The sequence below is a fragment of the Caulobacter sp. Root1472 genome (assembly GCF_001426985.1).
Lineage (GTDB): Bacteria > Pseudomonadota > Alphaproteobacteria > Caulobacterales > Caulobacteraceae > Caulobacter > Caulobacter rhizosphaerae.
In genome coordinates this window covers 15183-38220 of sequence record NZ_LMFX01000050.1, presented here as the reverse complement: position 1 = coordinate 38220, position 23038 = coordinate 15183, and the positions used below count along the sequence as shown (strand labels likewise).

The following is a 23038-nucleotide window of genomic DNA, read 5'->3' as shown; positions in this document are numbered from 1 at the left end:
TCCTATCGCGCGGCTGGCTCTACGGCCTGGCGTTGACGCGCCAGACCGCCGCGCCGGCTCCCGTTTCCGCGCAAATGTAGACCTGATCGGGCTTTCCCGTTTGGCGTAACAGGACTTGCCGGCCGACCCACCGAGCAGACGGCCTGGGCAAGACAGCGACCGTCTCGACGGCGCGTCGAGGAATGTTCTCCAGTGCGAACCCTCGATAGAGCGCCATCTCGCTCATGTAGAAGCGATCGGCGCCGGGTTGATCGTGCTGGTTGGTGAAACCGACCTTGACGCCCTGACCAGCGACCGGATTCCAGAACGAGATGCGCCAGCGGCGCTCCTTGCCGTCGCCGTTGAACTGCACTCGAACAAGGTCACGCGCCCCTTCGCCGTCCAGGCGCTGGACATAGAGGATCGGATTACCGGCCAAGCCGTAGCCGGACACGTCGATAGTGTTCCAGCCAGCCGGGATCTTCACAATCTGCGCCAACTCGTAGACGGAGTTGAACGACACGGTCCAGCCGGAGTGATCCTGCCCGTCGTCGCCGATTTCGGTGATGGTGGGCGCCGCTCCCGCCTTGGTGATCGGGCTGAGCAGGCTGATCACGCCCTGGCCGAGAAGCAGGTTGTCTGAGGACGGGATGTTGCTCACCTCGTCGCGGATGACCATGTCGATATAATGGAAACCGTTGGCCGACAGGCTGGGCTCGGTGGTGTACGGCCATTCGCCTTCCCAGGTGAACTTGCCGCGATTGACCACAGGCCGATATTTGGTCGAATCGGCCATCTTCTTTGGGAAAGTGCACTGCCGGAAGGCGAGGGATTGCAGCGCGGGATAGGTGCATTCGCCGATATAGACCCCGGCCGCGGCTGTACCGCCCTGCCCGCCCAGATCGATCACCGAACAGTGGTCGAAAATTATCTCGACCCGGCTGTTGTCGCGGATGTAGTAGCCGCAACCCGCCGCCTTGGGGTTCACGCGCGGCGAGGGCGCGGCATAGGCCGGCGTGGCCGCGATGCCCTCGACGTGGCCGTCCGTGACGGTGGTTCGCTGGTTGTCGCCCTCGAACGAGAAACCCGAGTTGCACTTCATCACGTCGACGTTCTGCAGGACCATCTTGTCGACCCCCTGGAACCGGCCAGCGCTGTTGACCTGGCTGATCATCACCTGCTGCAGCAGGAGTTGCGTGCAGGGCCGCCGACCGCCGGCCGCGCCGATCTGCAGGCCTAGGTCGCAGTTCACGATCCGGGCGTTGGACAGGGTGGAAAAGTCCACCTGATCACACACCAGGAACGAAGTTCCGGCACGACGTTGCCCGTCGTTGGTGTTGAACGAGACATTGTCGATCACGAAGGCCAGGCCTGCCCCGGGACGATCCTTGGTGAAGCGCATGTCGAACACGACGCAGTTGCCGACAACGCTGAAGTTCGTCGCGCGGACGTTGGTCGATTGATCATTGACCTTGTTGTTCGAGAACAGCGGGCGGCCGTAGTCTTCGCCGAAGCGGGTCTGAATGGTGGCCCCGTTGCCCTCGATGATCGCCTTGGCGGGCAAGACGATCGTGCGGGTGATCGTGTAAGTCCGGCCGGGCTGCAGGCTCAACATTCCCGTCGTCGCCAGGGCCTTCTCGAAGGCGGCGTCGTCGCCTCCTGGGCCGCCTGGAGCGACCGAGGTCAGGGCGTTCTGGGCACCTGCCTCGCTGGCCGGGCGCGACGCCGCCATGCCGACTACCAGAAAGCCGAGCAGGCCCCGCCGCGTCGACGATTTACCTGACACCATGAGCTCACTCCAACCGACGAAGCCGCAAGAACGCGGCTCATAGAAAGCGCGACCGGCCGCAGGGACTCGATTGCGCGCTAGGACAGTAGCCTGGCGGGATTGCCGACAGCGGTCGCTCCGGCGGGCACGTCCCGGATGACAACGGCGTTGGCCCCGATGACCGCATTATCACCGATGGTTACACCGCCCGCGATGATCGCACCGGCATAGATGATCACATTGTCGCCGACCTTCGGATAGACGGCCTGGTCGCTACGCGAGCGCCCCAGCGTCACATGCTGGTAGAGGGTGACGTTGTCGCCGAGGGTCACGCCCTCGCCCACCACGACGCCGATCGCGTGCGGCATGGCCAGCCCCGGCCCGATGTCGGCCAGGGGCGACAGGTAGCAGCCGGTCGTCCTGACGTTCCATCGCCAGAGCAGCTTGGAGGCGAGCTTGCCGAACGTTCCCCGCCCCGCGACCGAGCGGCTCCAGCGATAGATCGTCACCGCCTTCTGACCCGGCGACAACAGCCAGCCGGCGACCGAGCCCAGCAAGCCAGGGCGCCGCGAATTGGCGATCAGGTCCGCCGACCAGGCACTGGTCGCGCCCTCAACCGTTCTTGGCAAACTCGTGCTCCTCTCTAACTGCGCGCCCAAGGCGCCGAGGGTTCAGGCGGCCGCCCGGACCTCGTCGACCTTCTTCGGACGCCGCCCCATCCACCGACGAATCGCGGAGTCGATCGGACGCTCGACCAGGAAGTGCATGAATAGACCCGCAGGCAACGCCACGCAGATGCACAGCAAGATCGAGAGCGGCGCCGAATGGATCGCAAGCTTCTTCAGCACCATCGGGACCGCCGGGGCGATCAGCGGGTGGAACAGATAGAGCGCGTACGACGCCGCGCCCAAGATCAGCAGCCAACCCGGCGCGCGCGGCCCCAACTGGGGCTCCAGGCTGACAGCGGCAGCCACCACCAGCGTTGAAGCCAGCACCATCAGCAGCGGCGAGACGACCGGCGCCGTCCCAAAGGCCGGGGTCAGCAGGATGACGAACCCGACGATGGCGAACGGCAGGCCCCACTTCAGCCCGGTCGGGACCTTCCGGATATATTTGGCCAGAAGCATGCCCGTGCAGAACTCTAGTACCCGCACATTGCAGAAGAAGGCGATGGTCGGCCACGCGGGCGTCTTGAAGAACGAAAGCGCCGCCAGCACCACGAAAACTGGGATGATCGTCTTCAGCGGCGAGAGTTTGAATTTAAGACACAGCGTGAAGCAGTAGTAGAACATCATCTCGAACATCAGCGTCCAGCCGACACCGACGAGAGGCTCGATCACACCCTTCGCGTCGCGATGGGGGATCAGGAAATAGGACGAGACGATCTCCCAGACTTTGAACTGGGAGTGCAGCACGACCGAGGGCATCACCAGCAGGACGGCCAGGTTAATGGTGGTCGCGACCCAGTAAAGCGGGAAGATGCGGATGAACCGCCGGCTTAGGAAGGTCCACCAGCCGCCTGGGCGGGAGGTCAGCGAGCTGGCCGAGATCATCATCACGAAGCCGCTAATGACGAAGAAGATGTCGACGCCGTAGCGCCCCACGTGCCATACGGCCGCGCCGTCCACGAGCCGCTCGGACGTGTAGAAGGACGAGTGCAAGACAAGCACCATCGCTGCCGCGACGAAGCGGAGAACCTGGATCAGGTTGAACTGCTTGTTTGACTCGTTGGCGTCCATCTTACTTCCGATCTTTCGATTTGCGCGCGATGGTCTCCTCGTAGACGGAGATCAGCTTCTGAGCGATCGCCTCCTGACTCAGGCCTTTGGCCAAGAAACCGTCGCGGACGGCCTCGCGGTCGACGTCAGCTGAAACGACCTTCTGGACCAGCTCGGCCAGTGTTTGCGGCTCGGTCGACGACGAAACATAGGAGTTGGGCACACCCTCCAGCATCTCCTTGACGTTGCCCACGTCCGTGGTCACCACTGGTGTGCCGCAACACAGCGCCTCCTTCACCGAGTTGGGCGAGCCCTCGAAGTCGGACGACAGCAGGTGCAGGTCGGCCGAGTTGAAGAAATCCAGCACCCGCTCGCGTGGTTGGTTGACCAGCACCAACTCCTCGATCTGCTTGCCGGGATTGGTCTCGCGGACGATATCCATCGTGGCGGCGAAGCGGTCGTAGCGCTTCTGTGCACGGTTCTTGTCTTTTGAGCTGACGAAGAGGACATAGACGGCGTCTGGGGAAAGGCCCAAACGCGCGCGCGCCTCCTGCCGCGGGATGATGCGAAATTGGGTGGCGTTGACCCCATTGGGCAGGTTGAGATAGCGGTCGCTCCCGCCCAGGGCGGCCGGCACAGGGCTCTTGAAGATCACCCGGTCGGCCCAGCGCACGCCAAACCCGCAGCCTAGCTTGCGCGCCATTTCCGATTTCACGCCGTCCATCTCGTGCAGCCAGTCGTTGAGAAACGAGAGCACGACGGGTTTACCCGTGAAGGCCAAGGCCGTGGCGAAGCCTGAGTAGAGATGGTGGCAGTGCAGGATATCGTAGTTCGCCGCCGCCTTGCGGATGTCGCTCACGCCTTTGGTATAGGCGCTCTTGCCGTCGCGGCGCCCGTTCATGAACAGAACCTTTGTCTCCACACCCGCGCGGTCGAGAGAATCGATCTGCTCCTTCACGAAGACGCCGTATTCCGGGACCTCCGCATAGGGGAAGGCGTTGGTGATGTGCAGCACGCGCAGCGTAGACAAACAGGATCCCTTTCTTGCAGCGCCCAGGCGACGGATCGAGGGGCTCATACAGATTTCTGGTCGATGGCGGCGAGGCACAAAGCCTCATACTCCGACAGGATATCCGACCAAAGGAAGGCCGTTTCGAAACGATGGCGCGCGGCGGCCCGAGCCTGCTGGAGGCGTTCGCCGCCAGCCTCGATCTCGTCGAAACAGCGGGCGCAGGCGTCCTTGTCGGGGAAGTACCACTGGTCGGGGCCGGCGACCCACCGGTTGTACGGATTGTCATGGCCGACGATCGCGTTGCCCGCGCCCAACGCCTCGACGAGCGAAGGATTGGTGCCGCCGACACTGTGGCCGTGACAGTAGGCGGCGGCGTGGAACCGCAACGCCCGCACCACCGCAGCGTCGTAGATCGCGCCCGGGAACAGTACCCGGCCCTCGCCGGCCTTGAGGACCGCGGCGTGGTAGGGGTTCTTCTCGGGCTCGAGCTTGCCCAGGCAGACGAACTGCAGCTCACGCTCGCGGGCCGCGAAGGCTTCGATCATGGGCAGGATGTTGTTCTCGGGCTCGATCCGGCCGATCGAGATCAGATAGCGGCCCGGGTTGAGGCCGCGCGCCTTGATCGGCTCCTCGGAAGCCTCGGTCACCGCATCGGCCCCATAGGGGATCATGACGATGTCGCGCTTGCTACGCCGTCGCGCCAGGTGACGCTCGATCTCCGGATGGTCGGCGATGAGCTTGGTGGAGGTGAGCGCTCCGATCCATTCGTTCAGATAGAGCCAGATCCGGCCATGCCATGGCCACTTGGCGCGCTTCCATTCGATGCCGTCCATGTTGGTCAGCACAGGATGGCCGCTCAAACGCAACAATGCGCTGAACACTGCGGTGTTGTACCCCAGCACCAGCATCACGCCTTCGGACCGCATGGCGTGCATCACGCACATCCAGTCGAATTTCATCGTTCCCGTCGCGCCGGAGTCGGCGACATAGGTCACGCGACGCACCCCTCGCCACTCGTCGATGACGGGTCCGGGCGGGCCGTCGTCGGCTTGGCAATAGACCGTCACGTCCCAGCCCTTAGCGACCATGTGCAAGGCGAAGTGCTCGGCGAACGTCTCGAAGCCGCCATGGCCGGCGGGGACGCCACGGGTGCCCAGGATGGAAAGCTTGCGAACCTTGGTCATGCCGGCGTGTATCCGCCATGCAGACGCAAGACATTGCGCAGATATTGCCCGTAGGTCGACTTGCCCAGGTTGTCGGCCAGCTTCTCCAGCTGCCGGGCGTCGATGAAGTTCTTCACAAACGCGATCTCCTCTGGACAGGCGATCTTGAAGCCCTGGCGCTTCTCGAGGGTCCGCACGAACTCGGCCGCCTCGATCAGGCTGTCCGGCGTGCCGGTGTCGAGCCAGGCGTAGCCGCGGCCCATGATCTCCACCGACAGTTTGCCGCGCTCCAGATAGGTGCGGTTGACGTCGGTGATCTCCAGTTCGCCGCGCGGGGACGGCTTGAGGTCGGCGGCGATGTCCACCACGTCGGCGTCGTAGAAATAGAGGCCGGTGACCGCCCAGTTGGACTGCGGCTTGGCTGGTTTCTCTTCGATCGACAGGGCGCGCATCTTCTCGTCGAAGGCGACCACGCCGTAACGCTCGGGATCGGTGACGTGATAGGCGAACACCGTGGCGCCGGCGCCGCGGGCCGACGCGCTGTTGAACAGGTCGGTGGAGCCGTGGCCGTAGAAGATGTTGTCGCCCAGGATCAGGGCCGAGGGCGAGCCCGCCACGAAGTCCGCGCCAATGATATAGGCCTGGGCCAGGCCCTCCGGATTGGGCTGCACGGCGTACTCGATGCTGCAGCCCCATTGCGACCCGTCGCCGAGCAGCGCCTGGAAGGAGGGCGTGTCGCGCGGCGTCGAGATGATCAGAATCTCGCGGATCCCCGCCAGCATCAGCGTGGACAGCGGATAGTAGATCATCGGCTTGTCGTACACAGGCATCAGCTGCTTGGACGTGACCTGGGTCATGGGGTGCAGACGCGTGCCCGAACCTCCGGCAAGTATGATGCCCTTCATGGCGCAACGCTCCTGTTCGAAAGTTCCTCGACGATCTCGGCGACGGCGTCCCGCCAGGGGCGGGGTGTGACGCCGTAGTCGGCCGTGATCTTCGCAGTGGAAAGTCGGGAATTGGCCGGCCGCCGGGCCGGCGTCGGATAGTCGGCCGTAGTGATCGGCGTCACCTCGGCGAAGGCGCCGCCATGGCGGGCGCTTTGGGCGAAGATTTCCTGGGCCAGGCCGCTCCAGCTTGTCTCGCCGGCGTTGACGAAATGATAGACGCCGGTCGGCGCGGTCGGATCGGCCATCATTCTCAAGGTGATCGTCGCCAGCGTGTGGGCGATATCGCGAGCGGAGGTCGGACAGCCGAACTGGTCCGCCACGACCGAGACCCGGTCCCGATCCCCGGCCAGGCGCAGCATCGTCTTGAGGAAGTTGGCGCGATGGACGCTCAGCACCCAAGCCGTCCGAACCACGACCGAGCGAGGATTGCCCGAACGCACGGCTAACTCGCCCGCCAGCTTGCTGGCCCCATAGACGCCCAAGGGCGCCACGGGAGCTTCCTCGGCGTTGAACTCGTCGCCCTGGCCATCGAAGACATAGTCTGTCGACACATGCACCAGCGGAACGCCCGCCGCCTTGGTCGCCTCGGCCAGCAGGGCGGGCGCGAGGGCGTTGGCGGCGAAGGCGGCGCCGATTTCCGTCTCGGCCCGGTCGACGGCGGTATAGGCGGCCGGGTTGATCACGGCCGCCACGGGATTGGCGGAAAACCAGGCCGCGACGCTGGCCGCGTCCGTCAGGTCGAGCTCTGACCGGGCGGGCGCAAGCACCTTCACGCCCGCAGGCCAGGCATGGGCCTGCAGCTCGGCGCCGACCTGACCGGCCCCGCCCGTCACCAAGATCGCGATGGGCTCACCCATGGCCGCGTCGGGCCGTGGCGTCCCGCTTGTCGAGAATGGCCTGCCACCAGGGACGGTTGGCCAGATACCAGGCAACCGTCCGCTCGATGCCCTGCTCGAAGGTCACCGAGGGCGTCCAGTCCAGTTCGCGCCGGATCTTGCTCGCATCGATGGCGTAGCGCTGATCGTGGCCGGGCCGGTCCTTCACGAAGGTGATCTGACCGGCATAGGACTTGCCGTCGGCGCGGGGCGACAGGCGATCCAGCGTGCTAGTGATCGCCTTGACCACGTCCAGGTTCTTGCGCTCGGAGTTTCCGCCGATGTTGTAGGTCTCCAGCGGCTCCCCCTGCTCGAAGACGGCCTGCAGCGCCGCCGCGTGATCCTCGACGAAGAGCCAGTCGCGGACGTTGGAGCCGTCACCATAGACCGGCAGGGGCTCGCCGGCCAAAGCCTTGATGATCACCAGCGGGATCAGCTTTTCCGGGAAATGGTACGGGCCGTAGTTGTTGGAGCAGTTGGTGACCAGCACCGGCAGACCGTAGGTGTGGCCCCACGCGCGGACCAGATGGTCCGACGAAGCCTTCGACGCCGAATAGGGCGATCGCGGATCGTAGGGCGTGGTTTCGGTGAAGTAGCCTTCTTCGCCAAGCGATCCGAAGACCTCGTCCGTCGAAATATGATGGAAGCGGAACGCGGCCTTTTCGTCGCCCTCCAGCCCGCTCCAATAGTGGAGCGCCTGCTGAAGCAGGGTGAAGGTGCCGACGATATTGGTGTGAATGAAATCGCCCGGCCCATCGATCGAGCGATCGACGTGACTTTCGGCCGCTAGGTGGGCGATCACCTGCGGGCGGAACGAGGCCAGCGCCGCCGCGACCGCGTCCGAGTCGGCGATGTCGGCCTGGACGAAGCGGTACCGTGGACTGTCCGCGACGGGGTCCAACGACTCCAGCACGCCCGCATAGGTCAGCTTGTCGAAGACGAGGACCTCATGATCGCTGCTCGCGATCAGCCGCCGCACCAAGGCGGAACCGATGAAGCCGGCGCCGCCGGTAATTAGAATGCGCAACTACCAGTCTCCACTTGCGTGTCGTGAGCTCAGACCTGAGCCAGGTTCAATGGATTGCCGTCGTACTCGAACGGGCTGTCGAAGGCCTCGAGCAGCGGCAGCGCCTGGTCCTTCACCGAAAGCGTCGCGCCCCCGGTCGGCAGCGGCCAATCAATGCTCAGCGCCGGATCGTTCCAGACGATTCCACCATCGTGCTCCGGCGAATAAACGTCCGAGACCTTGTAGGCTACCTCTGTATCGTCCTCGAGCGTGACGAAGGCGTGGCCAAATCCGATCGGCACGAATAGTTGTTGGCTGTTCTGCGCGCTCAACTCGGCGCAGACGTGATGGCCGTAGGTCGGCGATCCCTTTCGCAAGTCGATAGCATAATCCAGGATCCGACCTTTGACGCAGCGCACGAGCTTGGCTTGGGCGTGGGGTGGTCGTTGAAAATGGATCCCTCGGATAGTTCCAGAATACTTCGAGTAGGACTGATTGTCCTGCACGAATGTAGAATCGATACCCAAGGCAATCATTTTCGGCGCGTTGTAGGTCTCTGAAAACCACCCTCGATCATCTTCAAACCGACGAGTTTTAATTACACACACGCCAAGCGTCATATTTTCGTCCTATATCTTAACGGTGGTCGGCCGCCGCTCGCCGCATTGCATTGCAACATCGGCGTTATTGGGTCAAGCGGCGGCATGAACGGCTGGATTTTGAGACTTGAATTGTCTAATCACGCCTCAGAATCAATGACAGAACCGCGAAACTTGCGGCATTTGGGGTTATTTTCCTGAAGCGGCAGGCCATCCGTGGAAATATAGGGCGAAACAGGCTGCGCTTGGCGCACCCAATCTAAGCTCCACCGTGAGGGTCGACGCACCTTCGCACCGCTGTTGTTTTTGATATTTCGCTTAGATGAGCATTGCCCTAGGAGGACTCGAGATCCATCGCGCAAGAGACGGCGGCGACGGACGCGGAGCGCGATCTTGAAGGCATCCATCCTTGTTGCTGGCGGCGCGGGCTATATCGGCGCGCACACCTGCCTTAGACTCGCCGAGGCCGGATACACGCCCGTCGTCTATGATAACCTGTCGAACGGCTGGGAATCGTTTGTTCAGTGGGGCCCGCTCGAGGTCGGCGACATCCGGGACGCCGCGCGGTTGGACGCCGTCTTCGCCAAACACAAACCCCTGGCCGTCGTACATTTCGCGGCCTTCATCGAGGTCGGGTTTTCGATCGCCGAGCCAGGCGCGTTCTACGAGAACAACGTCGGCGGAACCCTGACCCTGATCCAGGCCGCGCAAAGGGCCGGCGTCGACAAGCTGGTGTTTTCCTCGACCTGCGCAACCTACGGCGCGCCGGTCTACGTGCCGATGGACGAGAAGCATCCGCAGGCCCCGCTGAACCCCTACGGGCGCAGCAAGCTGATGGTCGAGCAGGTCCTCGAGGACCTGGATCGTTACAAGGGCTTCCGCTCGGTGGCCTTGCGTTATTTCAACGCCGCCGGCGCCGACCCAGAGGGCCGGATCGGCGAAAAGCACGAGCCGGAGACCCACGCCATCCCGCTGGCGATCGCCGCCGCCCGCGGCGAGCGGGACAAGTTCACGCTGTTCGGCGGCGACTACGACACCCGCGACGGAACCTGCATACGCGACTACATCCACGTGCTGGACCTGGCCGACGCCCACGTCCTGGCGCTGAAGTGGTTGCTGGGCGGCAAGGGGAGCGCGGTCTTCAACCTGGGCACCGGCACGGGCACCAGCGTGCGCGAACTGGTCGGCGCCATCGAGCGGCGATCCAACCGGCCGTTCCCGCTGGAGTTGGCGGAGCGCCGGGCCGGCGACGCCCCCACCCTGGTGGCCGACAACCGCAAGGCCCGCGAGCAATTAGGCTGGAGCCCTCGCCATGATCTGGACGCCATCATCGAGCACGCCTGGGCCTGGCACGCCAACGGCGCGCCGGACCTCAAGCGCTGATCGTTCCAGAGGCAGACGCTCGGTCTCGCCGCCACCGACCGTATCAACACTGACGCATTTGGCGGCTACACACCGCCTCCGCCGATCCCCCGCAGGGGGCGACATTGTCGCCTCCCGTGGCGAGCAATAGGGTTTTTTCATGCATGACCGCGCCGGCCAACAGGCCCGTCCCGAAGACCTGATCGACCTGACCGCCCTGCTCAAGGCCTATGAGGATATCCATCCGGACGTTTCCCGGGTCGACCAGCGGGTGACCTTCGGCACCTCCGGCCATCGCGGCTCCAGCCTGGACGGCGCCTTCAACGAGGCTCATATCCTGGCCATCAGCCAGGCGATCGCCGAATACCGGGCCGCCGCGGGGATCACCGGACCGCTGTTCCTGGGCCGCGACACCCATGGCCTCTCCGAGCCGGCCTGGCGCACGGCGCTGGAGGTGCTGGTCGCCAACGGCGTCACGGTGATGGTCGATTCGCGCGACGGCTTCACGCCGACGCCGGCGGTGTCCCACGCCATTCTCAAGCACAACCGCGTCGCGCCAGGGTCGGCCGACGGCGTGCTGATCACCCCGTCGCACAACCCGCCGCGTGATGGCGGCTTCAAGTACAATCCCCCCTCGGGCGGCCCCGCCGGCTCGGACGCCACCACGCCGATCGCGGCGCGGGCCAATCAACTGCTGAAGGACGGGCTGACCGACGTCCGGCGGATTCCGTTCGAGCGCGCCCGGGCCGCGGCGAGCGAGTACGACTTCCTGGCCCATTATATCGACGACCTGCCCAGCGTGCTGGACCTCGAGGCCGTGCGTCGCGCCGGCGTCCGGATCGGCGCCGATCCCTTGGGCGGGGCCGCTGTCGCCTATTGGGGAGAGATCGCCGACCGGCACCGGCTGGACCTGAGGGTGGTCAACGACCGGGTCGATCCGCGCTGGGCGTTCATGCCGCTCGACACCGACGGCAAGATCCGCATGGACTGCTCGTCGGCCTGCGCCATGGCCAATCTGATCCATACCATGCAAGGCGGCGCCAAATTCGACGTGGCGATCGGCAACGACGCCGACGCCGACCGCCACGGCATCGTCACGCCCGACGGCGGCCTGATGAATCCCAATCACTATCTGGCCGCGGCCATCGCCTATCTGTTCAGCCACCGGCCGCAGTGGGGCGCCGACGTCGCCGTCGGCAAGACCCTGGTCTCCTCCTCGATGATCGATCGCGTGGTCGCCAAGCTGGGCCGCCGCCTGTTGGAGGTGCCGGTCGGCTTCAAGCATTTCGTGCCAGGTCTGGTGGACGGCAGCGTCGGCTTCGGCGGCGAGGAGTCGGCTGGCGCGGCCTTCCTGCGTCAGGACGGGACCGTCTGGACCACCGACAAGGACGGCCTGCTGCTGGGTCTGCTGGCGGCCGAGATCCAGGGCGTGACCGGGGCCAGCCCGAGCCAGCTCTATGCCGACCTGACCCTCGAGCATGGCGCCCCGGCCTATGCCCGCATCGACGCCCCCGCTTCGCGAGAGGAAAAGGCGCGCCTGGGATCCCTCAGCCCTAACGACGTCAAGGCCGCCGAGATGGCGGGCGAAGCGATCGAGCAAATTCTGACCCAGGCGCCCGGCAACGGCGAGGCCATCGGCGGGCTCAAGGTGGTGACCCGCAACGCCTGGTTCGCCGCCCGGCCGTCGGGCACCGAGGACGTCTACAAAATCTACGCCGAGTCCTTCCTGGGCCCAGATCACCTCAGCGAAGTTCAAGCCCAAGCCAAGCAGCTGGTTGCGGGCGCGCTCGACGGCTAGGCCAGTCGGATTGATGTCTTCCAGGACGCCACAGCCGAATGCCTGCCTGACCGGCGCCCCTAGCGACCTATTTCAAGGCGCTTGTGGGCTCAAGGATCGCTCGCGCCGTCGTGCGGAACGGGGCGTCGCGCCCGTTCCTTGCGGGTGAACAGACAAGGCTGCGCCGTCTGCGGCGGAGGCGCGCGTCCGGTCCCGATGAGCGACTAGAGCGGCGGCGGCGGCCTCACCTCGCCCTTGGGCGGCCCAGCCGAGCAAGCCAGGATTCTTCTCAATGACCCTGGCTAAGTCGTGCGCGGCCCCGGGCCACAGCTGCATGATAGCTTTGGTGACCTGTTCCAGGTCACCCCTCCGCGCCCTCGCCAAGTCCATGTCCTGTCGATGCGAGCGCTGGAGATCCAGGACGATCGCTGCGTAACGCTCCAGCAAACGTGTCACGTGCGGATGGGCGTCGATGCGCTGCACGTCGGAGCGCGCGCGGCCAAAGGTACGCGGTTCACCTGAGAGCGGCGACCTGACCTGGTCACGATGGTCTGCAAGAAGGCCCATATAGTCCAAAGCCATGTCCTTTGGACGGTCCCGACCCAGGGAGCGCGCCAAGTCGCCATACGAAGAGAATTGATCGCGGCCATAGTGCAGCCAGACCGCATGTCGGTGTCGGCTGAGAGCCACATAGGCGGCATGACGATCAGCGCCCTGACTGGCCAGGAAGTAGACCCGATCCACGGTCACACCCTGCGCGCGGTGAACGGTGGTGGCGTAGCCGTGGTCGAGATGGTCGTAGACCGTCAGATCAACGACGACGAGCCGACCATCGTCCAGGCGCGCCTTCAACGTCATGTCCTGGATGCCCGCAATCGTTGCGACCGTGCCATTCTTGACGCCCAGTTCGCGTGCGTTTCGTCCGAAGAAGACGCGATCGCCGACAGCAAACAGGCGTTCGCCCTCAGCGGTGGCGATGCGATGATCGGGCCCCAGCGCGCCTTCGGCCTTGAGCTGCAGCCGGGCAGATTGATTAAGGCGCTGCGCCTCGTCGCGACCATGGGCCAGGAGCAGTTGCGAGTGGCTGGGGTGGCTTTGCCGGTCCGCCGCCCAGCGCGCGATCATGGCGTCTTGCGCAGCTTGGCTGTCTTCATGGGCGTGAACATGTCCAGCGTCTCGGTAGGCGTCCAGCGCCGCCTCCGTGCGGCCGTCGGCCATGGCCAAGGTGGCCGCCGCCTGCCATGACTGCAGTTGCCGTCGGATCTCGGTGATTTCAGCCGCGCCATGGCGTTGGGCGATCAAACGAAACGCCGCGCCCGCTTGGATCGCCTGGAGTTGTTCGACGTCGCCCACCAGAACGATCTTGGCGCCTGCGCCAAGGGCGTGGTCGAAGACGCTTTGCATCTGGCGCGATCCCACCAATCCCGCCTCATCGATCACCAGCACGTCGCGCTCGGTCAAACCATCGCGGCCCTGCGACCAGGCGTGTTCGAGGCTGGCCAGAGTCCGTGACGGTATGGCCGCCGCCTCTTGCAGGTTTTCGGCGGCTATTCCCGACAAGGCCGCACCCTGGATCCGGTAGCCCTGGGCGGCCCACGCGCGCCGCGCGACCCCAAGCGCCACGCCCTTGCCGGCCCCAGCGTAGCCGACGACCGTCGAAAGCGCCGATGGCCTGGTCATGAAATCGACAGCCGCGCGCTGCTCCTCGGACAGGGTCAGGCCGTCGTGCCGGGCGGCGAGCAGCGCTTCGGCGACGAAACCTGGATTTACCGCATGGCTCCGCATCCTCGCCATCATCGCCGCGGCGTCGTCCAACCGTTGTTCGACGCCCAGCATGTCCAGGCTGGTGTAGCGTTCATCGCCCCGAGCATCGCGTCCCAGGGCGACAAGCGCCGGCGACTGGCGCAGAGCGCTCAACACCCCGTCGAACTGGGCCTTGGAGTCGCTGTGGTAGTGGGCAAAGCGCGCAAGGTCATTGGCCGTGAAGGTGGCCTGCTGATGAGTGATCGCTGCAAGGCCGATCTCGGGATGGGCCATCAGACGCTCGCCGTTTCGCCGCGCCGTGTCGCGGTAGGCCTGCACCTTGGCGGAGGGCCGACCCCGACGATCCGCTTCCAAAGCGGCGCGCCCCAAATGCCGCTGGGGATCGAGCCAGATTCCTTGCGCCCGATAGGACCGATGATCGATACGTGCATCGACATTGGCACGGGCAAGGCTTTCGTTGACCTGCTCAGCCCAGGTTTGGCGCCAGTTCATCAAGAAGGACGGTTTGTTCCACTCGCGAGCCTTGAGGCCGAAGCTGACGGAGCCGGGTGTCTCGACGACGCGCCGCATGGTGAGCATGATGTGGGCGTGCGGATTGGCCTTGCCGTCGCCAGCCACGTCCCAGTGGACATTGAGGTCGGCGATCATGCCCTGGTCGACAAAGGTTCGCCGCACCCAATCGCGAACCAAGACGATGCCGCGTTGTTGACCAAGCTCGGGCGGAATGGCCACCACGACCTCGCGCGCAAGCTGGGCGTTCTTGTGCTTCTCAGCGGCTTCCACCGCGTTCCACAGGTGAGCTTGACCAGGCCAAGCCCTACGCGCCGCAGCGCAAGGCGCGATGATCTCAGAATGGACGACGTGCTGTTTGCGGGTGAAGTCATGGATTTTACACAAGCCCTCGTCATAGAGGCGCGCGCCTGCGCGGTAGGCCGCGGCGGATACAGCGCGAGAACCCTTGGCTCGCCCAATGATCTTGACCGCAAGATGATACATCGCCATGAGCCGCCTCCCATCCGTGCAGCCTAGCGGGCGCGGCCTTGGGCCGTCGGCGCGGGTCTGGTCGGACCCAGGTCGAGACTAGGATGCACGGCTCTTTCGATCACTTTCGGCGCGGTGAAGCTGCGACCACGGGCCATGTGTTCAGCCAGCTTGGCGGCGGCGGCGGCGGCGATCTGGGCGCGATCGCGCGGCTGGTCGAGCTTGGCGCGGGCGACGGCGTCGATGACGGCCATGCGCGCCTGGGCCGGCGCCGAAACCGGGTCGCGCCCTTCAGGATTGGCTCCCAAGGCCTTGGACGGTTGCGTCGGGTCGGGGTGACGTGCACGCTTTGGCGAGCGGGACGCGGACGCGACCTTCTCAATGCGAACGTCGCTATAGTCAGCGCCGTGCCAGCTAAGGGTGATGGCGTCGCCTGGCTGAACCTTCGCCCCCTGAAGCGTCTTGGATAGATCTACGCCCCAGACCTCGAAGGGCTTGGCCGCGCCAATGTCCACGCGAACGAACGGCGTGGATTTGGCGCCGGGCTGGTGCTGATAGGGCGCATGGCCGTGTTCCACCAGCACCCCCGAGACGCCCCGTTGGAACGTCAGCGCTGGATCGCGGTGGACGCGAGACGCCGCCTTGCGTTCTGGGCTCGATTTTTGAGCGGCGCGGTCCGGCGCGTTGCGCGCCCCTGAACGCTGGCCCACCCTCTTCGGGGCGGCCGGAAGGGTTTCAAGCGCCAGGGCGGCCTCGCGGTCCCGCGCGCTTGGCCTATATCCTCTAATGTGGAGGCCCGCACGCATGGCTTCCAACCAGACGGCCCGCCGAAAGGATCGATCACCGGTGACCTTCAAGTCTCGCCAGTTGCGATGACTGGCGATCGCCACCAGCGAGATCACCGTCGCGGAGTCGACGCGATACGCGACCAGGCCGCGGCCGCGATCTCTGAAGGCGGGCCGGCGGTCCGCCTCGCCTTCGTAGTAGTCGATATGGCGTCGCAGCAGTCCTGGGCGCGCAACATACTGGTTTGCGATGCTGGCGGGCAGGACCCCTTTGACCAGCACCGGCAGGGCGGCCGTCTTCCGACTTTTCGGCCCCTGCGCGGGCGCGGCGAACCTCAAGAGCTGCGCCCAGGAGGGAGGCTGGTCCCCCGCCTGGCGCCTGGCGCGCGAGGGGGCGGGATGCTCGTCTGGAGCCGGCGCAAGGGTGTTGGCGAGATCCTGGTCGGCTTTTGAGTTCGACCGACGGGCTGGCTTGGGGCCGCGGGCCATTGGAGACTCCTTTTGAAAGGTCGCAAGGCTTCATCGCGCCGACCTGTCGGTCGCGGCGTGGTCGAGATAGGCGACGGCCCAGGCCTCGACCTCAGCCAGGGTCATCGCACCCTGCAGGGGCGGGGCCATGTCATTGGGATCGACCTGGTCGAGCCGTAGGGGTGTTCGCCCCGAGATTTCGTCAGGCGTCATGTCGCGCAGCACAATCCCTGGCGGGCTCGTCGCCGCGGCCCCGGCCCCGGTGACGGGCTGGACCTGCGGTGGCGCCAAGAGACGCGGCCGAAAGGCCTTGTCGCGAAAATAGATGATCTTGCGCCCGCGGATCGGGGCCATGCCTCCGCGCAACACCAACAGCTGGTCTTGCGGCATGGTCAGCAGTTCCTGAGGCCACATTAGCGCGCGTCGCTGTTCAGACTGGCTCACGCTGCGCGATCCGCCGCCAAGGCCCTGGGGTCTGGTCTTCGACTGAGACGGCGCGCCGTGGAAGCCCAACCGATCGCTGAGGGACTGGGCCGCGGTTATGTCCTTGGGCGCGAAAGCAACCTCCACACCGCAGTTGGTCATGATCTCCTCGGCCAGGTCCGCCCCATACTGGGCGCGAAGCTGCGAGGGGCTTTGAAGGACCGCCAGCAGGCGCAGGCCGTATCCGGCGACGAAGGAAAAGCCATGAGCGATGGCCTGGGCTTGGCCCAGGCGCGCGAACTCGTCGAGCACGACCAGAACCTGCGGCCCTTCCTTGTCCTGGGCCGGCAAGCAGCGCGTGTTAAGGTCGACAAGCTGTTGCAGCAGCAAGCTGTAGAGCGGGGCGACGCGGACAAGATTCTCCGGCGCCGCGGCCAGATAGATTGATTGCCGACACTCGCGCAGGGTCCGCAGATCAAAGTCACAGGCGGAGGTCGCCTGATCGACCAGGGGATTGAGCCACAGGCCCAGGCGGGCGGTGAGCGTCTGGCGAATGGAGGCGAAGGTCGTATCGGCCGCTGCGCAAAAGTCCGACAGGGCGCTGACGCAACCAGGCGACAGGGGATTTTCGGTCCGCGAGCGCTGCTGGACCAGATCCATCAACCGGCCCTTGGGCTCTGCGGTGGTCAGCTGACGAAGGATTTCGCCCAGGGTGAAAGGCAGGCTTGAAGTCTGGGCCACCATGGCGCCCACGCCGATAAAGCCTGTGCGCGCGGCTTCAGCCCAAAAGGGATCGCTCCGGGGCGGCGCGGGGAAAAGCATCGTGGCGATGCGCTGGAGCTCATCGACCGTGGCGATCGGATCGCCCCGGTCGATATGGGCCAGTGGATTATAGCGCGCGGTGGCCCCGTCTGAAGCCAAGGGGTCAAACAGCACAACCTTTTGGCCATGGGCGGCGCGAAAACCCGCCGTGGCGGCCCAGTTCTCACGTTTCACATCCAGAACAACGACCGAGTCGGGCCAATTGAGGAGATTGGGGATCACCACACCCACGCCCTTGCCTGTGCGGGTGGGGGCGTAGAGCATCACGTGCTCTGATCCGCCAAACACCAGGAACCGGCCGTTGGCGCGGCCAAGGACGATCCCTTTTCGGGCGCGCAGCCCGCCGGCGGCAATCTCAGACTCTCCGGCGAAGCGCGCCCGGCCGTAGAGGGGGCGACGCAAGCCTTGGGCGATGAACAGACCGGCCACAAGCAGCACGACGCAGGCCACCAGCGCGCCGACCTTGACCCAGCGTTCAACGTTGGGATCGGCGCGGTAGTACCAGAACCAGGCCGGAGCCGTGCGCCAGTCGATGTCCGGCGACAGCCGATGCAAGCCCGCCAGCGCGACGATAATCGTGACGACGGACGCCGTGCTCGCCGCGAGCATGGCCGCGCCGAGCAAGGCGGCGGCCTTAACAGGCCAGGGCGCGCTTGCGATCGGGCTCAAAATAGACCTCGGTGATGCGATAGCGCTCTCCGACACGGTGCATTTGCACCACGACATCGATCAGCGTGTGCAGCAGGGCGCGGATGTCCTCACGCGCCAGGTCCCTTCCGCCCTCGCTCTCCTTGATCAGCAGGGTCAACTGCTCGAAGGCGAGAAGGGCGCTGTCGGCGTGAATGGTGGTGATCGATCCGGGATGCCCCGAATTGACGTTTCGCAGGAAGTAGAAGGCGCTGGAGTCGCGCAGTTCCTGCAGCAGGATGCGGTCGGGTCGCATGCGCAGGGCGGCTTCCAGCAGGTCTCTCGGCCCGACCCGAGCCAGGCCTTGATCGCCCTTGGCGTAGAGCAGATGGACGGCGTTGCGATGCGGCACGACCAGCTCGCGGACATCCTCGATCGTGATCAGGCGCTCGTCATCGGCTATGAGCTGGACAAGCGCCTTGGCCAAGGTGGTCTTGCCCGAACCGGTCGGACCGGAGATCAAGATGTTGCGCCGGCTCGACACCGCCGTTCTCAGGAACTCGTCCCAGCAGGCCGCATCGCGCAGGCTCGTCAACAGCATCTCGTCGGCGCGAAGGTGGGACGTGGCGCGCACCGCTGAATCAAAAAGGCCCGCCGCTGCGAAATCTTCCAGCCCCCATGCGATCGGAGAGGCCTTGCGCAGGGTCAAGGACACCTGCTCGGCGGCCGGCGGGAGGACGATCTGACACCGTTCACCCGTGGGCAACACCGTTGAGCAGAGCGGCCGCTCGGGATTGACGTCCTGCGCGCTCGCCGCGGCGGCCGCCACCGCGAGCGTCCGTAGCCATTGGCTCGTCAGTAGAGGTTCCTGAAACCATCGCCAGGAACCCGCGCGCTCGACGGCGAACTCGCCGGGCCTGTTGATGACCAACTCGGTGACATCGTCGCACGCCAGATGGGGCCGCAACGGCGCGAGATAGTGATCAAGGACGGCGGTGTCGCTTGGCATCACCGGCTCCGCAGATCATAGGCATTGGAAAAATCGAAATCCTGAGCGGCGAAGATCGTGACCTTCTCGCCTTGCGCCTTGGTCAGTGACGGTCCGACGCCGATCGAGCGCCCCAAGGCCACCGCCGCCGCGTCGGAAGACGGTCGCACGATTTGGGAGCTGTCCTGTCGCCCGGCCGCCGCAAAGACGGCGTCATCGACGATCGACAACATCAAGGCGCCGCCAAACCGGGTCCAGAAATGGTTGTCGACGGCGCCGTCAAAGCCGGCGCGGCCCAAAGCGTCGCCCCCCGGCGAAGCCAAGGCGATCGCCACGCCCCCTGGCGTGACCGCTCGTGTCCAAAGCACGAAGAGCCGTCGCTGGCCCTGTCGCATGGCCGAACGATACTCGCCCAGCACCCTGGATCCCTTTTCCAGCAGAACGACGGCGCCGTTGTCGGAATAGACGTCGGTGGGAACGACGCAGCTGACATAACCTGGCGTCGCGGTGTCCATCGCCGTAAGCAGCACGCAAGGAATCGTAGTGCCGGCCAGGATCATGAAGTTGCGGTCGCCCACCGACCTGGCCATGGCGCGGCCCAAAGCCGAGCCTTGGCGCAGTTGATCCAGTTCGCCCGTCCCTGCCCGCTCTTGACCCGGTGCGTCGTGGTTCAGAGCCATCAAGCGCGGCGCTGTGGGCTCCGTGGCTTGCCGCGAATAGGCCATCAGGGGCGAGGTCTCGGCGATCTGGCCGTGCGGAGACCCTGGCGGCCGATACGCTTGACTGTAGGCGCCACTTTCCCGAGACCCGACCTCATCCACAAGCGACAGAGCTGGCGCCGCCGGAACGGGCCGATCGGTTAGGAGCTGGGGCGCGTCCGGCCCCGGCGAGGCGAGTGTCGGAGCGGGGGCCGTAGGCGGCGTTTTGGCGCCCTGGAAGAACACAAGCTGTCGAGGAGGTTGCGAACTCGGCTTGGCCGATTTGGGCCGGTCGGTGTTGGCCGTGGCGGCGTAGAAGACGCCGCAGCCGACGATCAGGGCGCTCATGGCGAGCCATTTTCTGGGGTGCGCGGCCCCAGAGCGCCCGGCGACCGGGGAAATCGCACGCTCCTGCATCGAGGCGACATCCGGCTCGACCTGCCAGTCAGGCTCTGGAGGCGAAGATTCGGTCATGGGCGCGTGGCCTCCTTGATCGTACGCTGGACCTGTGGGGACGCCGTGCCGGTCCCAAGGCCGACCCCGTAGGCGGTGACTCCCTCGTTGATGATGCACAACACCTCGCGCCCGAGGCGCAGGCGCAGCATTGGCGCGACCCTATGGACAACCACGAATTCACCGCGGACGTCGAAAGGCACAAGCGCTTCGGCGCCGGCCTCATCCACGACGTAGACGGCCGGAACAGCCCGCGCTCCGGGGAACCGCATGACGGTGAAGCGCCCGTTGTCGCTGACCTCCGAGGGGGCGATCGTCGTTGACCCTTGCAGCACGTAGGCAAGGTTGCGCGGTCCTTCCACGACGCCGCGCTCCAGCCTTAGCTGGACCAGTTTCTGATCCAACGCCTGGGCCTGGGCGGCAAGAACCTGGGCAAGGCGCGCACGGTCCTGCTCGGGATAGCGGAAGCGGAACCCGAAAACGGCGTCGACCGCTTTGCGACCAGCCGCCGCGCCGCGGGTGGAAAGCTCGAACGTATAGTGCCGACGTTCCGCGCCGGCCTTGGCGGTGACGATCAGATTGGTCGGCGCGCGCGCCGCCTTGGGCTTGATAAACAGGGTGTTGGCTTGGGCGGCGACTTCCCATCCGTCGGAGTCGCCCAGCGCCACCTGTTCGATCACCTCATCCTGGTCCAGCACGATCTGCGTGGCGGTGCGAAGGGCGCCCACCACCCGGACCACTCGCAAGGGATCATAATCGACGATCTTGATGCGCGGATCGGGAGCGTCGGGCGCTTGAGCGAAGGCTGGACCGCCGACGGCGGCTGACTGGCAAACGCCAAGCAGCAATCCGGCCCACCACGCGCGGTGAGTTTTGCGACAGGAGCTCATCGCGCCACCTCCGGATCGGCCCGGTAGGACGTGACTTGGAAGCCAAGCGGATTGCGCAGCCGATCGGCCTCAAGCATGGGCGCGCTGGTGTAGGTGAAGGCGATCGTCGAAATCCAGTCGCTCTCCGAGGTCTGGGGTCCCTGGCGAACGACGCGGTGAAAACGAACGTTGGCGACCTTCGGATTGAGGAAGCTGATCGCCCTGATGGCGACCTCGACCTGACCGTTGGATCCATAGGCGAGTTGCGGACTAGCGGGGTTTGTGGGGGCAAAAGCCTTGGCCCAACGCTGCTGCTCTTCGGGAGCGGACATGATCGAGACCTGGCTGAAGTTGGCCTCCCCCGCGGCTGGCAGCCAGGCTTCCCGAGCCCGAACATAGACGCCCAGGAAATACTTGCTGACGGCCTCTTCGTAGGACAGCTCACGCCCCTCCTTCAGGCCGCTCATGACATCCACCGAGCCGGTCGCGCGATCCACGCGGACCACGAAGGGCTCGACGCTCTTGAGGGGCGCGAGCGCCGCCACCGCGCCGACGGCGACAATGGTCAAGGCCATTGAGCCGGCCGCAGCCGCCCAGGCCAGGCGTTTGGATCGAAGGGCGGCCGCCAGTCGATCCTGCTCCCAGCTGCGAGCCTCGGCGAAATAGGCTTTGAGTTCGGGGCTGGGCACGCCAGTCATGATGGTTGGCTCACGCAAGGAAACGTCGCTTCGGATCGGGCCGCGCCTGAAGCGGGGCTCGAGACTGGCTCGCCAAGGTTCGAGAGAGGAGCGACGACGGGCGGCGATGGAAGGATCGACCCGAACGGGTTGGCCGGACGTCTGGCGCCATGGCAGCCCGTGGGCTTAGCCGGATCATGGGTGCAGCCGGTCGTCAGGATCGCCAACACCAGGACGAGCATTCTTGGGCGCATGGCTAGCGTCCTGTGGGGCGGATCGATCCGCCGCTGTCGACGAGGCGAGGCCCCGGCGGGTTCCTGACGCTGGGGCCGCGGAAAGCCGAGGCGGCGGCGTAGCCGAAGTCCGCAAGGCCCATGCTGGCGCCGCCGGCGATACCGGCCGCCATGGCAGGGGTCTGAAGGAAGAAGATGGCGCCCAGAATGCACAGACTGATGAAAAGCAGTCCGGCGCTCATGGGGTCGAGCCCCGTGATCGAGTCCCACTGGGCGTCGACCAAAGACAGCACCAGTTGAAAGATGGCGATCACCATCCCAAAAAGGATGATGTAATTCACCGCCTGGCTCAGCCAGCCGAAGAAGTAGCGGCGCGTGGCCTCAAAGAGCGAGCAGGCGACGAAAAACGGCCCCAAGCAGACGATGAAGGCCAAGGCCACCTTGGTGACCAGGACCACGCCAAAGCCAAGGGCCGCGGCCAGGGCGCCGACGATCGCGACCGCGCCCGACATGATCCAAGGCGATAGGTCCGAAAGCGTCGCCTTGTCGGCGATCTTGTCGGCAAGGAAGGCGACGCGATTGAGGAACTGATCGAAGGCCGCGCCAGGATCGCTGATCGAGGTCCCGGAAATCGCCTTAGCGACCGTATCGGGAAATAGATGAAACAGGGGCTGGGTGACGTAGTCGTCGTAGGCCACGGTCGTGGCCAATCTGTAGATGATCACCAGCTTGATCGAGCGGACCGCAAAATCCATGATCGGCTCGCTGATGGCTCCACGAATGATCGCAAAGCCGTACAGCATCACGTAAAGCACCAAGGCCGCCCGCAGAGGTGGCTGAAGCTCCGCCACCGCGCGGCCGACGCCGTCGCGGAGGAATTGGTCCAGCCGGCCGTCGACGTAAACATAGGCTGGGCTGAAGATCGCAAAGTCAGACATGGACATGGCCCCCCTGGCCAAGGCCGCGGCCAGGAGGCGCGGGCCTGGCCCGTTGGACCGGCCAAACCCGGACCGGCCAAACGCGAGGCGCTCGAACGGGCCAAAC

Annotated in this window: 19 protein-coding genes; 2 read left to right on the top strand and 17 right to left on the bottom strand. The window is 65.4% G+C overall.

Annotation, left to right across the window (positions count from 1 at the left end; all coding sequences use genetic code 11):
- Positions 1-19: 19 nt before the first annotated feature.
- From ASD47_RS23930 to rfbC, 9 genes are all read right to left on the bottom strand, one after another.
- Positions 20-1768 carry a hypothetical protein gene (locus ASD47_RS23930; protein ID WP_156402398.1) on the bottom strand — a complete coding sequence of 583 codons (1749 nt, stop codon included), beginning with the start codon at positions 1766-1768 and terminating at the stop codon, positions 20-22.
- A gap of 77 nt (positions 1769-1845) precedes the next feature.
- Positions 1846-2376, bottom strand: coding sequence for a serine O-acetyltransferase (locus tag ASD47_RS23925; RefSeq protein WP_056762173.1), 531 nt, complete (start codon positions 2374-2376; stop codon positions 1846-1848).
- Between the two features lie 42 nt (positions 2377-2418).
- Positions 2419-3486: an acyltransferase gene (locus ASD47_RS23920; protein ID WP_056762171.1), complete on the bottom strand. Its 1068-nt coding sequence runs from the start codon at positions 3484-3486 to the stop codon at positions 2419-2421.
- A gap of 1 nt (position 3487) precedes the next feature.
- Positions 3488-4543 carry a glycosyltransferase family 4 protein gene (locus ASD47_RS23915; protein WP_082564779.1) on the bottom strand — a complete coding sequence of 352 codons (1056 nt, stop codon included), beginning with the start codon at positions 4541-4543 and terminating at the stop codon, positions 3488-3490.
- On the bottom strand, positions 4540-5661 hold the full coding sequence (locus tag ASD47_RS23910; RefSeq protein ID WP_056762168.1) for a DUF1972 domain-containing protein: 1122 nt from the start codon (positions 5659-5661) through the stop codon (positions 4540-4542). Before ASD47_RS23910 ends, ASD47_RS23915 begins: the two co-directional genes overlap by 4 nt.
- A complete protein-coding gene (gene rfbA, locus ASD47_RS23905; RefSeq protein ID WP_056762166.1) occupies positions 5658-6545 on the bottom strand; it encodes a glucose-1-phosphate thymidylyltransferase RfbA in 888 nt (295 codons plus the stop codon). The genes ASD47_RS23910 and rfbA overlap by 4 nt, the downstream gene beginning before the upstream one ends.
- Complete coding sequence (gene rfbD, locus ASD47_RS23900) at positions 6542-7444, bottom strand: dTDP-4-dehydrorhamnose reductase (RefSeq protein WP_056762164.1); 903 nt, start codon at positions 7442-7444, stop codon at positions 6542-6544. The genes rfbA and rfbD overlap by 4 nt, the downstream gene beginning before the upstream one ends.
- Positions 7437-8489, bottom strand: a complete 1053-nt coding sequence (gene rfbB, locus ASD47_RS23895) for a dTDP-glucose 4,6-dehydratase (protein WP_056762162.1) — start codon at positions 8487-8489, stop codon at positions 7437-7439. Before rfbB ends, rfbD begins: the two co-directional genes overlap by 8 nt.
- A 29-nt stretch (positions 8490-8518) precedes the next feature.
- Complete coding sequence (gene rfbC / locus ASD47_RS23890) at positions 8519-9088, bottom strand: dTDP-4-dehydrorhamnose 3,5-epimerase (protein ID WP_056762160.1); 570 nt, start codon at positions 9086-9088, stop codon at positions 8519-8521.
- Between the two features lie 372 nt (positions 9089-9460).
- On the opposite strand from rfbC, the gene galE reads away from it, so the two are divergent.
- Together galE and pgm are read left to right on the top strand one after the other, a co-directional pair.
- Positions 9461-10450, top strand: coding sequence for a UDP-glucose 4-epimerase GalE (gene galE, locus ASD47_RS23885; protein WP_082564778.1), 990 nt, complete (start codon positions 9461-9463; stop codon positions 10448-10450).
- A gap of 139 nt (positions 10451-10589) precedes the next feature.
- The gene (gene pgm / locus ASD47_RS23880; protein WP_056762158.1) at positions 10590-12227 is read left to right on the top strand and encodes a phosphoglucomutase (alpha-D-glucose-1,6-bisphosphate-dependent); all 1638 of its coding nucleotides are present in this window, start codon (positions 10590-10592) and stop codon (positions 12225-12227) included.
- 72 nt (positions 12228-12299) lie between these two features.
- On the opposite strand, the gene traA is transcribed toward pgm, so the two are convergent.
- The 8 genes from traA to ASD47_RS23840 all read right to left on the bottom strand — a co-directional run bounded on the left by traA (position 12300) and on the right by ASD47_RS23840 (position 22953).
- The gene (gene traA, locus ASD47_RS23875) at positions 12300-14972 is read right to left on the bottom strand and encodes a Ti-type conjugative transfer relaxase TraA (protein ID WP_056762156.1); all 2673 of its coding nucleotides are present in this window, start codon (positions 14970-14972) and stop codon (positions 12300-12302) included.
- 23 nt (positions 14973-14995) lie between these two features.
- On the bottom strand, positions 14996-16075 hold the full coding sequence (locus ASD47_RS23870; RefSeq protein ID WP_156402397.1) for an LPD7 domain-containing protein: 1080 nt from the start codon (positions 16073-16075) through the stop codon (positions 14996-14998).
- A gap of 180 nt (positions 16076-16255) precedes the next feature.
- Positions 16256-18118, bottom strand: coding sequence for a type IV secretory system conjugative DNA transfer family protein (locus ASD47_RS23865; protein ID WP_200945297.1), 1863 nt, complete (start codon positions 18116-18118; stop codon positions 16256-16258).
- The gene (virB11, locus tag ASD47_RS23860) at positions 18084-19085 is read right to left on the bottom strand and encodes a P-type DNA transfer ATPase VirB11 (RefSeq protein ID WP_056762153.1); all 1002 of its coding nucleotides are present in this window, start codon (positions 19083-19085) and stop codon (positions 18084-18086) included. Before virB11 ends, ASD47_RS23865 begins: the two co-directional genes overlap by 35 nt.
- A complete protein-coding gene (gene virB10 / locus ASD47_RS27300; RefSeq protein ID WP_200945296.1) occupies positions 19085-20236 on the bottom strand; it encodes a type IV secretion system protein VirB10 in 1152 nt (383 codons plus the stop codon). Before virB10 ends, virB11 begins: the two co-directional genes overlap by 1 nt.
- On the bottom strand, positions 20233-21105 hold the full coding sequence (locus ASD47_RS23850; RefSeq protein WP_082564777.1) for a TrbG/VirB9 family P-type conjugative transfer protein: 873 nt from the start codon (positions 21103-21105) through the stop codon (positions 20233-20235). Before ASD47_RS23850 ends, virB10 begins: the two co-directional genes overlap by 4 nt.
- On the bottom strand, positions 21102-21800 hold the full coding sequence (locus ASD47_RS23845; protein WP_235526184.1) for a virB8 family protein: 699 nt from the start codon (positions 21798-21800) through the stop codon (positions 21102-21104). Before ASD47_RS23845 ends, ASD47_RS23850 begins: the two co-directional genes overlap by 4 nt.
- 217 nt (positions 21801-22017) lie before the next feature.
- Positions 22018-22953: a type IV secretion system protein gene (locus ASD47_RS23840; protein ID WP_235526177.1), complete on the bottom strand. Its 936-nt coding sequence runs from the start codon at positions 22951-22953 to the stop codon at positions 22018-22020.
- Positions 22954-23038: the final 85 nt, after the last annotated feature.

Bases quoted from the DNA above. Each gene is read 5' to 3' on its own strand.
- ASD47_RS23930 (WP_156402398.1), bottom strand. From the start codon at position 1,768: ATGGTGTCAGGTAAATCGTCGACGCGGCGGGGCCTGCTCGGCTTTCTG.
- ASD47_RS23920 (WP_056762171.1), bottom strand. From the start codon at position 3,486: ATGGACGCCAACGAGTCAAACAAGCAGTTCAACCTGATCCAGGTTCTC.
- ASD47_RS23915 (WP_082564779.1), bottom strand. From the start codon at position 4,543: ATGAGCCCCTCGATCCGTCGCCTGGGCGCTGCAAGAAAGGGATCCTGT.
- ASD47_RS23910 (WP_056762168.1), bottom strand. From the start codon at position 5,661: ATGACCAAGGTTCGCAAGCTTTCCATCCTGGGCACCCGTGGCGTCCCC.
- rfbA (WP_056762166.1), bottom strand. From the start codon at position 6,545: ATGAAGGGCATCATACTTGCCGGAGGTTCGGGCACGCGTCTGCACCCC.
- rfbD (WP_056762164.1), bottom strand. From the start codon at position 7,444: ATGGGTGAGCCCATCGCGATCTTGGTGACGGGCGGGGCCGGTCAGGTC.
- rfbC (WP_056762160.1), bottom strand. From the start codon at position 9,088: ATGACGCTTGGCGTGTGTGTAATTAAAACTCGTCGGTTTGAAGATGAT.
- pgm (WP_056762158.1), top strand. From the start codon at position 10,590: ATGCATGACCGCGCCGGCCAACAGGCCCGTCCCGAAGACCTGATCGAC.
- traA (WP_056762156.1), bottom strand. From the start codon at position 14,972: ATGGCGATGTATCATCTTGCGGTCAAGATCATTGGGCGAGCCAAGGGT.
- virB11 (WP_056762153.1), bottom strand. From the start codon at position 19,085: ATGCCAAGCGACACCGCCGTCCTTGATCACTATCTCGCGCCGTTGCGG.
- virB10 (WP_200945296.1), bottom strand. From the start codon at position 20,236: ATGACCGAATCTTCGCCTCCAGAGCCTGACTGGCAGGTCGAGCCGGAT.
- ASD47_RS23850 (WP_082564777.1), bottom strand. From the start codon at position 21,105: ATGAGCTCCTGTCGCAAAACTCACCGCGCGTGGTGGGCCGGATTGCTG.